The sequence below is a fragment of the Pleomorphomonas carboxyditropha genome, assembly GCF_002770725.1.
Lineage (GTDB): Bacteria > Pseudomonadota > Alphaproteobacteria > Rhizobiales > Pleomorphomonadaceae > Pleomorphomonas > Pleomorphomonas carboxyditropha.
Map to the genome: position 1 here is coordinate 35,403 of NZ_NQVN01000013.1, position 14,419 is coordinate 49,821.

The window sequence follows — 14,419 nt, forward strand, 5'->3', positions numbered from 1 at the left end:
TTTGTTCTCCCGCGGCGCCGGCCGGTCGACGCAATCATTCGCCCGGCCGGCCGGACGGGCGAGTCACTTCGTCTCTTCACCGATCCGTCCCGGCAACAGCCATCCGCCTTGGCGGTCGAAAAGGAAAAATCAGACCACTACAAGCGCCGACGCAGCGCCTAACCTTTCCCCTATGCGGCAGAGGCGCCCCCTCGGGCTCCCGGCCGCCGTTCTGGCAAAGGGAGACACGCGATGGCGACGCTCATTCTTCCGGGCTGGCAAGGCTCGGGGCCCGAACACTGGCAGGCGCATTGGCTCGACCTGATGGACAGGACCGTGCTGGTGCGCCAGCGCGACTGGAACCGTCCGGACCTCGGCGACTGGCTCGACGCGGCCGTCAAGGCGATCGAACGGCATCCCAATCCCATCCTGGTCGGGCATAGCCTCGGCGCCATCCTGATCGCCCACCTGGCCAGCCGCTATCCCGAGCTGCCGATCGCCGGCGCGCTGCTGGTGGCGCCGGCCGACGTCGACAACCAGGCGGACGGCCTGCCCGCCCTCGCCTCCTTCGCCCCCATTCCGACCGGACCGTTCGGCTTCCCGGCCATCGTCGTCGGCAGCCGCAACGATCCCTGGATGCCGTCCGCCCGCGCCCGCATCCTCGCCCGCATGTGGGAAGCCGAATATGTCGATGCCGGCCGCGCCGGCCATATCAACGCCGCCACCGACCTCGGCGCCTGGCCGGAAGGCCAGAGGCTGCTCGCCCGCCTGACGAGCGTGGCACGGCACCGGTCGCTGGCGCTCGGCAGCGGTTTCTGCGGCGGCGCGGTGCGCAAGGCGATTTTCCCGCCGGCCGCCGCCGCGAACTGAAAATGCGAGGTGGAGGCGATCTAAAGAATACCAAATCTGTCGCCTATCCCGTCGACATGCTCGAATGGCCGCCGGACGCCGGTGCGGCGGCCGACCTTCGAGGAGCATGTCCATGACCTATCAGCCCGCCTCCGTCACCCTGCCCTTCGTCGACATTTCCCGCTTCCGCGGCCCGGCCGAGGAGCGGACGCGCTTCATCGACGAGCTGCGCCGCATCCTTTACGACCACGGCTTCTTCTACCTGACCGGTCACGGCGTGCCGCAGCCGCTGATCGACGACGTGCTGGCCGCCGCCCGCCGCTTCTTCGCCCTGCCGGTCGAGGAAAAGCTCAAGGTGGAGATGATCAACTCGCCGCATTTCCGCGGCTACAACCGGCCCGGCTGGGAACTGACGCGTGGCGAGAAGGACTGGCGCGAGCAGATCGACATCGCCACCGAGGCCGAACGGCTGCCCGAGGATCCGGAAAAGCCGTGGAACCGGCTGACCGGCCCCAACCAGTGGCCGGAGGCGCTGCCCGACTTCAAGCCGCTCATCCTCCGCTATCAGGCGGAGGTGACGCGCGTCGGCCTTGAGGTGCTGAAGGCGGTCTCGGTGGCGCTCGGCCAGGACGAGGAGGCGTTCGCCGACATCTATACGCCGCTGCCGACCCAGCTTCTGAAACTGATCCGCTATCCCGGCCGCGACGTCGCCGAAAGCTCGCAGGGCGTCGGCGCCCACAAGGACGGCGGCTTCGTCACGGTGCTGTTGCAGGACAAGGTGGGCGGCCTGCGCGTCCGCACCGAGGAAGGCGAATGGATCGAGGCGCCGCCGGTGCCCGGCACCTTCGTCATCAACACCGGCGAGGTGCTGGAGCTGGCGACGCAGGGCTACGTCCGCGCCGACGTGCACGACGTGGTGACGCCGCCGGCCGGCAGCGAGCGCTTCTCGGTCGCCTTCTTCCTCGGCGCCCGCGTCGACTCGGTGGTGCCGGTGATCGAGCTGCCCGAGGAGATCAAGGACAAGCGGCGCGGCGTCACCGTCGACGCGCTCAATCCGATCTTCCAGGACGTCGGACGCAACGTGCTGAAAAGCCGGCTGCGCTCGCATCCGGACGTCGCCCGCCGGCATCACGCCGACCTGCTGACGGCCGAGGAGCGGGCGGCGAGCGGCCCCGGCTCGGCCTACTGAAAGGGCCTTGCGAAGAGGCGCCGCATATCCCTGTCGCGCCTCCTTCGTCCCGAGGTCCTCGCCTTCGCGAGGATGACAATCTATGGGAAGCGATGCGCGCGGCGACGACGGCGTGACAGGAACGTTCGCGTGCCCGGGGCAAACTTCCGGGCCAGCTTGAGAAACAGCACGCGCGGGAATTTGCCTCGGGCACCAGCGTGCCGACCTATCCGTTTGTTCCCCAATATAAAGCTGTCATCCTCGCGCAGGCGAGGACCTCAGGCAGAACAAAGCTCGACGCGGATATAGCGCTCCAGCAACGCTGGGGCGCCTGATACGCCCCTCATCACCTTCTCGTCCTGAGGTCCTCGCCTGCGCGAGGATGACAACCTATGGGACCATGGGAGACGATGCGCTCGGCGATGACGGCAACCTATGTAATTGTTTTATATATATATATATAAAGCTGTCATCCTCGCGCAGGCGAGGACCTCGGGCAGGACAAAGCTCGACGCAGATATAGCGCTCCGGCAACGCTGGGGCGCCTGATACGCCCCTCATCGCCTTCTCGTCCCGAGGTCCTCGCCTTCGCGAGGATGACAATCTATGGGACCATGGGAGACGATGCGCTCGGCGATGACGGCGTGACAGGGACGTTCGCGTGCCCCCGGGGCAGACGAAGCCTAGCCGGACTTGCACCGGTCCCCAGGCAAGATCAGCCGGCGAGCACCATGGCGGCGGTGTTGGACTTGTTCAGCATGTCGGCCAGCGTGGTGCGGTCGAGCACCTCGGCGATGGCGTCCCGCACCTCGGTCATGACGATGCGCACCGAGCAGGTCGACAGGTCGCCGCAGTCGTCGCAGGGCTGGAAGGCGGTGCGGCTGGCGCAGGCGATCGGCGCCAGCGGTCCGTCGAGCGCCCGCACCACCGGCCCGATGACGATATCGGCGGCCGGCCGGCTCAGCGCGAAGCCGCCGCCCGGCCCCTTCCACGAGCGGACGAAGCCGGCGTTCTTCAGGTCGCGCATGATGGCGTCGAGGAATTTCTTGGAAATATTCTCGCGCGCGGCGATTTCCGCCACCTGGACTGCCTTGCCCGGCTCCGATCGGGCAAGATGGACCAGCGCCTTAAGCCCGTATTTGCCCTTCTTGGTCAGCATCGATCGTCTCCGGACACCTTCAGGCCGAGATAGCCGCGCGCGCCGGTAACGTCAATCGACCGAACGCGCTTCGACCTGTCCTCGCCGCGAAAATCGGCGTTTTCGAGGGCGGCCGGACCGGAATGGAACGAAATTCGCCATAATGCTATAAAATTGATAGTTTATATTTTGGAACCTTGGGCCGGACCTGCTCAATTCGGCGTCAGAGCCCGCCCCGACCGGGGGCTTCTCTCCTCTCCCGGTCTTCAGCCTTTCGGCGGGCTCGTCCTTTTTCGATAGGTGCTCTCATGTCCTTTCATTTCGGGCTCGGCCAGGGCCTCCGGGCGGCGGCCGTCGCCGTCGCCGTCAGCGGCGCCTTCCTCGGCGCGGCCAAGGCAGGCCCCACCCTCGACGCCATTCAGCAGCGCGGCCTCATCAAGGTCGGCGTCGGCACCTCGCCGGGCTTCTTCGCCCCCGATTCCAACGGCAAGTGGCAGGGCTTCTTCGTCGACTTCGGCCGGGCGCTGGCGGTGACCGTGTTCAACGACCCCGACAAGGTCGAGTTCACCTCGTCGTCGCCGCAGCAGCGCCTGCCGGCGTTGCAGGCCGGCGAGTTCGACATCCTGCTGTCCGGCGTGACGCAGACCATCACCCGCGCCTTCAAGCTCGGCTTCCACTTCGGCCCGGTGATCTTCTACGACGGCCAGGGCATCCTGGTGAGCAAGTCGCTCGGCGTCGAGAAGGCCGCCGACCTCGACGGCGCCACCATCGGCGTGCAGTCGGGCACCACCGGCGAGCTCAACATCGCCGACTTCTTCCGCAAGACGGGCAAGAAATACACGCCGGTGGTGATCGAGGATTCCAAGGAGTTCCTCGCCGCCCTCGAATCGGGCCGCGTCGACGCGCTGACGCAGGACAGCTCCGACCTCGCCATTCGCCGCGGCCTGCTCGCCAAGCCCGACGACTACGTGGTGCTGCCCGAGCGCCTGTCCAAGGAGCCGCTGGTGCCGGCCGTCCGCGCCGGCGACGACCGCTGGCTGGAGATCGTCAACTGGACGGTCTACGCCACCATCCAGGCCGAGGAATTCGGCATCACCCAGGCCAACGTCGACGAGTTCCTGAAGAGCGAGGATCCGTCGATCAAGCGCTTCCTCGGCGTCGACGCCTCGCTCGGCGAAGCCATCGGCCTCGATCCGAAGTTCGCCTACAACATCATCAAGGCGGTGGGCAACTACGGCGAGATCTTCGACCGCAACATCGGCCCGAAGACGCCGGTCGGCTTCGAGCGCGGCTACAACCAGCTCTGGACCAAGGGCGGCCTGCTCTATTCCCCGCCGTTCCGCTGAGCCGCCGGCCATGGTCGACGGCGTCATGAACGCCTCTGCCGGAAATGAGGAACCGGGCCGCGCGCGGCCCGGTATTCCCGCGTTCATCCGCCTGTGGCTGGGCGGCTGGCCGCTCGCCCAGATCGCCCTCTACCTCGGCACGCTGCTGCTGTTCGTCTGGCTCGGCCGCAACCTCGTCGCCAACATGGCGCGGCTCGGCCTGACGCCCGGCTTCGAATTCCTCGAACACGCCGCCAACTACGAGATCGGCGAGAGCTTCATCGCCTACGCCGCCGGCGACAGCTACGCCCGGGCGGCGCTGGCCGGCCTTCTCAACACCATCGTCGTCTCGGCGCTCGGCTGCCTCGTCGCGACGGTGCTCGGCGTGGCCTTGGGCATCGCCCGCCTGTCGATCAATCCGTTGGTCTCCCGCCTGGTGCAGGCCTATGTCGAGGTGCTGCGCAACACGCCGCTGCTGCTGCAGCTCTTTGCCTGGAACACGGTGATCCACCTGCTGCCGGTGCCGCGCCAGGCGCTGTCGCCGCTGCCCGGCGTGCTGCTCACCAATCGCGGCCTGTTCCTGCCGGCGGTCGATGCCGGCGGCCACGGGGCGGTGGTGGCGGCGGCGATCGTCGCCGCCATCGTCGCGACATGGCTGGTCCTGAAGCGGCGCCGCCGCCTCGCCGGCCCGGCGCCGCGCCGCGTCGTCGTGCTGGCCTATGCCGCCGCCGTCCTGCTGCCGGTCGGCATCGCCGCCGGCTTCGGCGTCGCCTTCGCACCCGACATTCCGACGCTCGGGGGCTTCAACATCCGCGGCGGCGTCTCGATGACGCCGGAATTCGCGGCGTTGATGCTGGGCCTTGCCGTCAACGCCTCCGCCTCGATCGCCGAGACGGTGCGGGCCGGCATTCTCGCCGTGCCCGGCGGACAGTGGGAGGCGGCGCGGGCGCTCGGCCTCAGGCCGTTCGCCGTGCTGCGCCTCGTGGTGCTGCCGCAGGCGCTCAGGATCATCATCCCGGTGATGACGTCGAGCTATCTGAGCCTCACCAAGAACTCGTCGCTGGCCGTCGCCATCGGCTTCCCGGACCTCGTCAGCATCCTCAACACCACCGCCAACGTCACCGGACAGGCGCTGGAGGTGATCGCGCTGATGCTGGGCGCCTATCTCACGCTCAGCCTCGCCACCTCCGCCGTCATGAACGTCTACAATCGCCGCAGCGTCCTCCGGGGAGAGCGGCGATGAGCGCGCTGCGTCCGCCCGCCCTCCTCGACCGGTCGCCTCTGCTGAAGGCCACCGTCGGCAGCCGGGGCAACCTCACGCTGTCGGTCGCCGTGCTGCTCCTCGCCGCGCTGGCGCTGCCGCCGATGCTTCGCTGGCTCTTGCTCGACGCCACGTTCATCGGCACCGCCGAAAGCTGCAAGGCGGCCTCCGGCGCCTGCTGGGCCTTCATCGGCGAGAAGCTGAAGTTCGTCGTCCTCGGCTTCTACCCGCAGGACCAGGCGCCGCGCGCCTACGCGGCGATCGGCCTGCTGATCGGGCTGGTCGGCCTCTCCGCCATCCCCCGCCTCTGGAGCCGCTGGCTGGCGGCCGCCTGGGTGGCCGGCCTCGTCGCCGTCCTCTGGCTGCTCGGCGGCGGCGGTCCGCTCGCCCCGGTGCCGACCGACAAATGGGGCGGCCTGCCGGTGACGCTGCTCCTGTCGCTCGGCAGCTTCATCCTCGCCTTTCCGCTCGCCATCCTGCTGGCGCTGGCCCGCCGCTCGAAGCTCGGCGGCGTCAGGCTCTACGCGGTCCTGTTGATCGAGACGGTGCGCGGCGTGCCGTTCATCGCCATCCTCTACGCCTCGACGCTATTGTTCCCGCTGATGCTGCCGGCCGGCGCCGCCATCGACAAGTTCGCCCGCGCCGCCGTGGCGCTCTCCATCTTCGTCGCCGCCTATCTGGCCGAGATCGTGCGCGCCGGCCTGCAGGCGGTGCCGCGCGGCCAGTCGGAGGCGGCGGCCTCGCTCGGCCTCACCCACTGGCAGACGCTGCGCCTTATCGTGCTGCCGCAGGCGCTGAAGGAGGTGATCGCGCCGATCGTCAACCTGGCCGTCGGCATCTTCCAGGATACGACGCTGGTGGCGATCATCGGCATGTTCGACCTGCTCAACGCGGCGCGGGCGGCGGCGACCGATCCGCAGTGGATCGGCTTCTACGCCGAGGCCTACGTCTTCGTGGCCGCCGTCTACTTCGTCTTCTGCTTCGCGGCCGCCCGCTACAGCCTGTGGCTGGAGCGGCATCTCAGGACGCCATGACGACTTTGGGCAAATCGCTTGCGGCAAAACCGGCCTGTCGCGGCATATCGTTCCGGCATTTCCCGCCAAAAGGAAAACCCAAGCCTGATGGTCCGGCGGAATATTGGCTAGCCTTCTCAGGATTACCGGCGAGGGCCGGCACCCGTAACCCATCCGGAGCGAGGACAATGCCAGAAGGCCGCATGCCGAGCGCCCTCACCACCGTCGGCGGCGCGCCGCTGTCGCGGGTCGGGCTCGGCACGGCGGCCTTCGGCATGGGCGGCACCGGCGACGACCTCGCCGACGCCACCTTCCGGCATGCCATCGACCTCGGCATCAACTGGATCGACACCGACGCCATATTCGGCTTCGGCGGCGCCGAACGGCTCGTCGGCCGCACCCTGGCCGAGCTGCCCGCCGGCGACCGTCCGTTCATCGCCACCGCGGTCGGCTTCGACTGGGACGGCCGGTCGCGGCGGGCGACGCCGCAGCCGGCCATGGAGCCGCGCCGCCTGCGCCAGCAGCTCGAACGGTCGCTCGGCCGGCTCGGCGTCGAGGCGGTCGACCTCGTCAAGCTCAACCTCGACGCCGGCTCCGACGCGCTGTTCGAGGATGCCTGGTCGACGCTGCTCGACCTCAAGCAGGGCGGCCTGGTGCGGGCGGTCGGCCTGATCGCGCCCGACAGCGCCCGCCTCGAACGCGCCGAGCGGATCGGCGCCTGCGACGCCGTCTACGTCGAGCTGTCGCTGATCGACCGCCGCGTCGGCGACAGCGAGCTTTTGTGGCGGCGGACGCCGACGCCGACCGTCATCGCCTATCGCGCGCTGGGCGGCGGCGGGCTGGTGGCGCCGGACGATCCGGCCGGCGAGCCCGCCCTCGGGCCGCTCCGGCATCTCATCCAGACGATCGCCGGCCGCCGGCACGCGACGCCGCCGGCCGTCGCCGCCGCCTGGAGCCTGACCTGGCCGGGGGTGGCCGGCGTCGCCGTCGGCGCCCGATGTCCCGAGCACGTCGCCGCCGTCGCCCCGGCGCCGGAGATCGACCTGTCCGTGCGCGACCTCTCCGACATCGCCAACCTCCTGCCGACGCTCGGTGCCGGGCGCGGCCCCCTTCATCCCCGCCGGTTCGCCAAGGCAGCATGAAACCGGCCGCGTTCTCCCAGGAGAAGTCCATGTCCGCTCTCAGGAAACCCGCCCGCTCGGCGCTCGACCTGATCGGCGCCACGCCGGTGGTCGAACTGACCCGCTTCGACACCGGCCCCTGCCGCCTGTTCGTCAAGCTGGAAAGCGCCAACCCCGGCGGCTCGATCAAGGATCGCGTCGCCCTGTCGATGATCTCGGCCGCCGAGGCCGACGGCCGGCTGAAGCCGGGCGGCATCCTCATCGAGGCGACCGCCGGCAACACCGGCCTCGGCCTCGCCCAGGTCGGCCTGCCCAAGGGCTACAAGGTGATCCTCGTCGTGCCCGACAAGATGTCGCGCGAGAAGATCGCCCACCTGCGCGCCCTCGGCACCGACGTGCGCCTCACCCGCTCGGATGTCGGCAAGGGCCACCCCGCCTATTACCAGGACATGGCCGAGCGGCTGGCCGACGAACTCGGCGCCTTCTACGTCAACCAGTTCGCCAACCCGGCCAATCCGGCCGCCCACGAGACGACCACGGCGCCGGAGATCCACGCCCAGCTCGACGGCGACGTCGATGCCGTGGTGGTCGGCGTCGGCTCGGGCGGCACGCTTTCCGGCATCGGCCGCTATTTCAAGCGGGTGTCGCCGAAGACCGAGATGGTGCTCGCCGACCCCGAGGGCTCGGTGCTGGCGCCGCTCGTCAACACCGGCAAGCTGATCGAGGCCGGCTCCTGGGCCGTCGAGGGCATCGGCGAGGACTTCGTGCCGCCCAATTGCGACCTGTCGCTGGTATCGTCGGCCTACACCGTCACCGACGCCGAGAGCTTTGCCGCCGCCCGCGAGCTGCTGTCCAAGGAAGGCATCCTCGCCGGCTCGTCGTCGGGCACGCTGCTCGCCGCCGCGCTCAAGTACTGCCGGGCGCAGACGGTGCCGAAGCGCGTCGTCACGCTGGTCTGCGACACCGGCGCCAAATACCTCTCCAAGGTCTACGACGACGGCTGGCTGGCCGAGCAGGGGCTGGCCGACCGGCCGCTGCACGGCAACCTGTCCGACCTGGTGATCCGCCGCCAGCAGGACGGCTCGACGGTCACCGTCGCCCCCGACGACACGCTGGCCACCGCCTACAAGCGGATGCGGCAGGCCGACGTGTCGCAGCTGCCGGTCGTCGCCGGCGGCCGCCTCGTCGGCATCATCGACGAGGGCGACCTCTATGTGGCGCTGGGGCGTGGCGCCGCCGCCGGCCAGGCCCGCTTCGGCGAGACGGTGGGCGAGCACATGATCACCGACCTGCACACGCTGCAATCCGTCGACCCGGTCAGCGCCGCCCTGCCGCTGTTCGAGCGCGGCGAAGTCGCCCTGGTGCTCGACGGCAGCGACTTCCTCGGCGTGGTCACCCGCGTCGATCTCATCAATCACCTGAGGCTCCATTCGTGACCTACCAGCCCCCGCGCATCAATCACCGGCTCGCCTTCTCGACCCGCACCATCCACGGCGGCCAGAGCCACGATCCCACCACCGGCGCCGTCATGGTGCCGATCTACGCCACCTCCACCTTCGCCCAGTCGAGCCCCGGCGTGCACAAGGGTTGGGAATACGGCCGCACCCACAATCCGACCCGCCAGGCCTTCGAGCGGGCGATCGCCGACCTCGAAAGCGGCACCGCCGGCTTCGCCTTCGCCTCGGGCCTCGCCGCCATCGCCAACATCCTGGAAACGCTCGACCACGGCGACCATATCGTCGCCTCCGACGACCTCTACGGCGGCACCTTCCGGCTGATCGACAAGGTGCGGCGGCGGTCGGCCGGCCTCGACGTGTCGTTCGCCGACTTCCGCGACCCCGCGGCCATCGAGGCGGCCATCCGGCCGGAGACCAAGCTGATCTGGGTGGAGACGCCGACCAACCCGATGCTGAAGATCGCCGATCTCCAGGCGATCGCCGCCATCGGCCGCAAGCGCGACATCGTCACCGTCGCCGACAACACCTTCGCCAGCCCGGCCATCCAGCGGCCGCTCGAGCACGGCATCGACCTCGTCGTCCACTCGACGACCAAGTATCTCAACGGCCATTCCGACATGATCGGCGGCACGGTGGTGGTCGGCGACAACGCCGAGCTGCGCGAGCGGCTGACCTTCCTGCAGAACGCCGTCGGCGCCGTGTCCGGGCCGTTCGACAGCTTTCTCGCCCTGCGCGGCCTCAAGACGCTGGCGCTCCGGATCGAGCGGCATTCGGCCAACGCGCTTTCCATCGCCCGCTATCTCGAAGGCCGCAAGGACGTCAGGCGGGTGATCTATCCCGGCCTCGACAGCCATCCGCAGCACGCGCTGGCCAAGTCGCAGATGTCGGCCTTCGGCGGCATCGTCAGCGTCGAGCTCGACCGCGACCTCGAGGGCACCAAGCGCTTTCTGGAAAACACCCGGCTGTTCACGCTGGCCGAAAGCCTCGGCGGCGTCGAGAGCCTGATCGAACATCCGGCGATCATGACGCACGCCTCGATCCCGCCCGAGCAGCGCGCCGCCCTCGGCATCTCCGACGGTTTGGTGCGGCTGTCCGCCGGCATCGAGGACGGCAACGACCTGATCGAAGACCTCAAGGCCGCCCTCGACGCGTGAGGAGGCCACCCGGCCCGAGGATGACGCCGATTATATAGTGAAATCAAATATATAAAATGTCATCCTCGTACCCGGGGCAAGTTCCCGGGTACGCGAACGTTCCTATTACGCCGTCGCCGCCGAGCGCATCGCTTCCATAGATTGTTATCCTCGCGAAGGCGAGGACCTCGGGACGCGAAGGTGACGAAGGGCGTATCAGGCTCCTTGCGTTGCTGGAGCGCCATATCGGCCGATCGCTCCATCCTGCCTGAGGTCCTATGCCTTCGCATAGGAAGACAGTGAATTATATAAACAAATCAATATTATAAATTGCCATCCTCCGCGAAGGCGGGGATGGCAATCTATAGTCACGCCACCGCCCGCGCCCGCTCGGCCCGTTCCATTTGGACGATATGCTCGGCCCAGCTTGCCGACCAGTCGCGCAGCTCGGTCTGGCTGAGCGGCGTCGGCACCTTCGACTGCTCGTGGCCGGCGATGTGGCGGGCGAGCGCCCGGTAGACGTCGGCCTGCTCGGATTGCGGCGCCGCCTCGATGGTGGTCTTGCCGGACAGTTCGGCCTGGGTGACGGTGAGCGAGCGCGGCACGAACTGGACGATCGGCGTCGAGGTCTTGGCGGCGAAGTCCTCGATGATCTCGCGCTGGAAATCGGTGTTGATCGAGTTGGCGATGATGCCGCCGAGCAGCGCGCCGCCGGAATTGGAGAATTTCTCGATGCCGCGGAACAGGTTGTTGGCGGCGTAGATGGCCATGAAGTCGGCCGACGACACGGTGAACACGTGCTCGGCGATGCCCTCGCGCACCGGCACGGCGAAGCCGCCGCACACCACGTCGCCGAGCACGTCGTAGATGACGAAATCGAGGTCGAGGTCCTCGAAGACGCGCTGCTGCTTCAGGAGCTCGACGGCGGTGATGATGCCGCGGCCGGCGCAGCCGACGCCGGGCGCCGGGCCGCCGGCCTCGACGCAGTAGATGCCGGCAAAGCCCTTGAACACCGCCTCGCGGGCATCGACCCGGCGCTTTTCGGCCAGGAGATCGAGCACCGACGGGATGTATTCGCCGCCGCGCAGCGTCGTCGTGGAGTCGGCCTTCGGGTCGCAGCCGAACTGCATCACCTTGTAGCCGGCCTCGGCGAGGGCGGCGGAGATGTTGGAGGTGGTCGTCGACTTGCCGATGCCGCCCTTGCCGTAGATGGCGATCTGCTTGGGTTTGCGGGACATGAGGAACTCCTTGAAAAGAGGAAAGGGCGGTCAGCCGTGCGAAAAGGTCGGCTCGGCGACGAGATCGTCGCCGTAGAGGTCGCGGGTGTAGTCGGTGAGGCCTGGCACGCCGGCGGCGTCGGCGCGGCAGCGCTGGCAGTGGGTGAACACCTTGAGATGCCGCGCGGCGGCGGCGCGCGCCTTGTGGCGCTCGATGAACGTCGGCTCCCTGAGGTGGGCGAGCTGGTGCTCGGGGATCAGCGGGATGACGTTGATCATCCGAGCGCCGGCGGCCGCCACCCTTTCGGCCACGGCGCCGATGTGATGGTCGTTGAGGGTGGGGATCAGCACGGTGTTGATCTTGATCGTCAGGCCGAGCCCGGCGGCGCGGGCGATGCCGTCGAGCTGGTTGGCGATCAGACGCTCGGTCGCCGCGAGACCGTCGAGCCGCTTCCGCTGCCAGGCGAGCTTGGGGGTGATCGCCGCCTGGATCGCCGGGTCGACGGCGTTGACGGTCACCGTCAGCGTCGTCACGCCGGCGGCGTGGAGATCGTCGACGCGGGCCGGCAACATCAGGCCGTTGGTGGAGACGCAGAGCGTCAGCTCCGGCCAGCGGGCGTGGATGCGGGCGAAGGTGTCGATGGCATGGTCGGAGGCGAGCGGATCGCCGGGGCCGGCGATGCCGACCACCGTGAGGTTGGGGATCAGCCGCAGCGCCCGCTCGACCACGGCGACCGCCTCGCCGGGCTTGAGCAGCCGCGCCGCCACGCCGGGCCGCTGCTCGACGCGGTTGAAGTCGCGCCGGCAGAAGGCGCAGGCGATGTTGCAGGCCGGCGAGACCGGCAGATGCAGCCGCGCCGCCTTGGCGTGGCCCTCCGCCGTCGTCGAGAAGCAGGGATGATGGCCTTCGAGATCGGGGAAGGCCGGCTGCATCGACGCCTGGCGCAGGGCGTGGGCCGCGCAGGCGGTGGAGGGCGCGCTCATGCCGCCGTCTCCGCGGTGAACAGGCCGTCGAAGGCGGCAAGCTCGCGCAGCGCGTCGTCCACCCGATCGTCGGTCTCGAAGGCGAGAATGCCGAGCCTGGACAGGCGATTGATGGCGCATTCGCCGAGCCGCGACACCACCACCGCCCGGCAGTCGGCGACGAGGGCGACGGAGGCGTCCATTACTTCATCGGCGCGATCGCCGCACCCCGATCCGCAGGCGGGGCGGTTGTTGCGGGTTTCAAGGAAGCGCGTGCCGGCCGGGCCCACCTCCCAGATCTCGAAGCGGGTGGCATGGCCGAAGTGCTCGCTGACGCGGGCGCCGCTGGCGGTGCCGATGGCGACGCGGACGGGGCTGGAAAGGGTCATGACGCGGCCGCCTCCGGGTTCTCCTCGGTCGACTGGCGCACCACGGTGGTGTAGGTGCGCTCGATGAGCTGCAGGGCGCCGCGATAGCCGACGTAGGCGCGGTTCAGCACCACCTCGTCGGTGACCGGATAGCTCACCTCGACGAGCGGCGCGCCGATCTCGGCGGCGATGTTCGCCTCCCAGGTCGAGCCGAAGACGATCGGCAGCTCGCCGATCCGGTCATGCGCCCGGATGACGGCGTGCGCCCGGTGGCCGTCGGTCTCGAACAGCGGCTCGCCGTCGATGCCGGGCGCGAGGTCGCGGAAGGCGGCGACGATGCCGTCGCGTTCGCTGTCCGGCGGGTTCTCGGTGACGACGATGACGCCGGGATTGAGCCCGAGGTCGCCGACCAGGAACTTCGAGACGGCGAGCGCATAGGCGCTGTCGGCGACGACGTTCACCTCCGACGGCAGCCGGTACTGGCTGGTGCAGCCGGAATAGAAATGGGCGAAGTCGCGGAGGTAGCGGTAATAGGTCCGCTCCTCGGCGGCGACGAAGGTGTCCACCTTGCTCCGGGCGATGCCGGCATGGTCGCCGACGGCGCGCAGGAAGGCCGCCGTCTGCCGCGCGCCGACCGGCAGGGCCGGAATGTGCAGCGTCGGCTGGCCGTAGGCCGCTTCGAGGTCGCGGGCGGTGGACAAGCCCAGCCAGGGCGACAGCACCAGGTTGAATTCGGCCGAGGGGACGGCGCGCCATTCGGCAAGGCCGGCCGAGGCCGGACCGAACAGGATGTTCACCTCGAGGCCGATGCCCTCCAGCAGGCGGCGGATCTCGGTGAGGTCGCCGCGCCAGAACGGGTTCTGGTAGGGCAACAGCGACCAGACGTTGACGAGGCCGGCCCGCTTCGGCGCGGCCGGCTGTTTCGCCACGTATTGTTCGAGGATGGCCTTCACCACCGTCTCGTGGCCGGTGAAGTTGTTGCCGCGATAGCCGAGCGTCTCGGCGAAGACGATGGGAACGCCGCGGCGCTGATAGCTGCGCACCACGTTGTCGACGTCGTCGCCGACCAGGCCGGGAATGCAGCCGGACTGCACGACGTAGAGCTCGGCCTCCATGATCTTCAGCGTCGAGGCGATCAGCTCGTCGAGGCGGTCGGCGCCGCCGAAGATCACTTCCTTGTTGCCGATGTTGGTGGAGGGAACGTGGAACTCGCCGCCCTGGTAGCCGGAGATGCCGGACAGCGCGTGGAACTGCTTCGATGCGCAGCCGGGGCCGCAATGGGTGATCGGGATCGCCCCCTCGATGGCGATCACCGAGGTGAGCGCGCCGAGGGCGCAGGCGTAGCGCACCTGCTCGATCGGGCCGGGCGGCGCGATAAACGAGGCCGAGGGCACGGCGGCAATGGGAGTGAGGACGTTCATCGGATG

General features: G+C 68.9%; 13 protein-coding genes. 8 read left to right on the forward strand and 5 right to left on the reverse strand.

Going from position 1 to position 14,419, the window contains the following annotated elements; translation table 11 throughout:
- Window positions 1–231: 231 nt before the first annotated feature.
- Window positions 232–849 carry an RBBP9/YdeN family alpha/beta hydrolase gene (locus CJ014_RS17535; RefSeq protein WP_100081791.1) on the forward strand — a complete coding sequence of 206 codons (618 nt, stop codon included), beginning with the start codon at window positions 232–234 and terminating at the stop codon, window positions 847–849.
- Between the two features lie 112 nt (window positions 850–961).
- Window positions 962–2,017 carry an isopenicillin N synthase family dioxygenase gene (locus CJ014_RS17540; RefSeq protein ID WP_100081792.1) on the forward strand — a complete coding sequence of 352 codons (1,056 nt, stop codon included), beginning with the start codon at window positions 962–964 and terminating at the stop codon, window positions 2,015–2,017.
- 694 nt (window positions 2,018–2,711) lie between these two features.
- On the opposite strand, the gene CJ014_RS17545 is transcribed toward CJ014_RS17540, so the two are convergent.
- On the reverse strand, window positions 2,712–3,155 hold the full coding sequence (locus CJ014_RS17545) for an RrF2 family transcriptional regulator (protein ID WP_100081793.1): 444 nt from the start codon (window positions 3,153–3,155) through the stop codon (window positions 2,712–2,714).
- Between the two features lie 287 nt (window positions 3,156–3,442).
- Here CJ014_RS17545 and CJ014_RS17550 point away from each other — a divergent pair, with 287 nt between their 5' ends.
- From CJ014_RS17550 to CJ014_RS17575, 6 genes are all read left to right on the forward strand, one after another.
- Window positions 3,443–4,480 (forward strand): amino acid ABC transporter substrate-binding protein, encoded by a 1,038-nt coding sequence (locus CJ014_RS17550; RefSeq protein WP_100081794.1) that lies wholly within the window; start codon window positions 3,443–3,445, stop codon window positions 4,478–4,480.
- A gap of 25 nt (window positions 4,481–4,505) precedes the next feature.
- Window positions 4,506–5,702, forward strand: coding sequence for an amino acid ABC transporter permease (locus CJ014_RS17555; RefSeq protein WP_100081869.1), 1,197 nt, complete (start codon window positions 4,506–4,508; stop codon window positions 5,700–5,702).
- Window positions 5,699–6,754: an amino acid ABC transporter permease gene (locus tag CJ014_RS17560; RefSeq protein WP_100081795.1), complete on the forward strand. Its 1,056-nt coding sequence runs from the start codon at window positions 5,699–5,701 to the stop codon at window positions 6,752–6,754. The genes CJ014_RS17555 and CJ014_RS17560 overlap by 4 nt, the downstream gene beginning before the upstream one ends.
- Before the next feature lie 182 nt (window positions 6,755–6,936).
- Complete coding sequence (locus CJ014_RS17565) at window positions 6,937–7,875, forward strand: aldo/keto reductase (protein WP_165790883.1); 939 nt, start codon at window positions 6,937–6,939, stop codon at window positions 7,873–7,875.
- Between the two features lie 29 nt (window positions 7,876–7,904).
- The gene (locus tag CJ014_RS17570) at window positions 7,905–9,290 is read left to right on the forward strand and encodes a pyridoxal-phosphate dependent enzyme (protein WP_100081797.1); all 1,386 of its coding nucleotides are present in this window, start codon (window positions 7,905–7,907) and stop codon (window positions 9,288–9,290) included.
- A complete protein-coding gene (locus tag CJ014_RS17575; protein ID WP_100081798.1) occupies window positions 9,287–10,465 on the forward strand; it encodes a cystathionine gamma-synthase in 1,179 nt (392 codons plus the stop codon). The genes CJ014_RS17570 and CJ014_RS17575 overlap by 4 nt, the downstream gene beginning before the upstream one ends.
- Before the next feature lie 347 nt (window positions 10,466–10,812).
- Here CJ014_RS17575 and nifH read toward each other — a convergent pair whose 3' ends face one another.
- From nifH to CJ014_RS17595, 4 genes are read right to left on the reverse strand one after another with little or no spacing between them, the layout of a single operon-like run.
- Window positions 10,813–11,682, reverse strand: coding sequence for a nitrogenase iron protein (gene nifH / locus CJ014_RS17580; RefSeq protein WP_100081799.1), 870 nt, complete (start codon window positions 11,680–11,682; stop codon window positions 10,813–10,815).
- Window positions 11,683–11,712: 30 nt separating this feature from the next.
- Complete coding sequence (locus CJ014_RS17585; RefSeq protein ID WP_100081800.1) at window positions 11,713–12,645, reverse strand: radical SAM protein; 933 nt, start codon at window positions 12,643–12,645, stop codon at window positions 11,713–11,715.
- Window positions 12,642–13,013 (reverse strand): NifB/NifX family molybdenum-iron cluster-binding protein, encoded by a 372-nt coding sequence (locus CJ014_RS17590; RefSeq protein ID WP_100081801.1) that lies wholly within the window; start codon window positions 13,011–13,013, stop codon window positions 12,642–12,644. Before CJ014_RS17590 ends, CJ014_RS17585 begins: the two co-directional genes overlap by 4 nt.
- Entirely contained in the window at window positions 13,010–14,413 is a 1,404-nt protein-coding gene (locus CJ014_RS17595; RefSeq protein ID WP_100081802.1) for a nitrogenase component 1, read from the reverse strand. Before CJ014_RS17595 ends, CJ014_RS17590 begins: the two co-directional genes overlap by 4 nt.
- Between the last annotated feature and the right edge of the window lie 6 nt (window positions 14,414–14,419).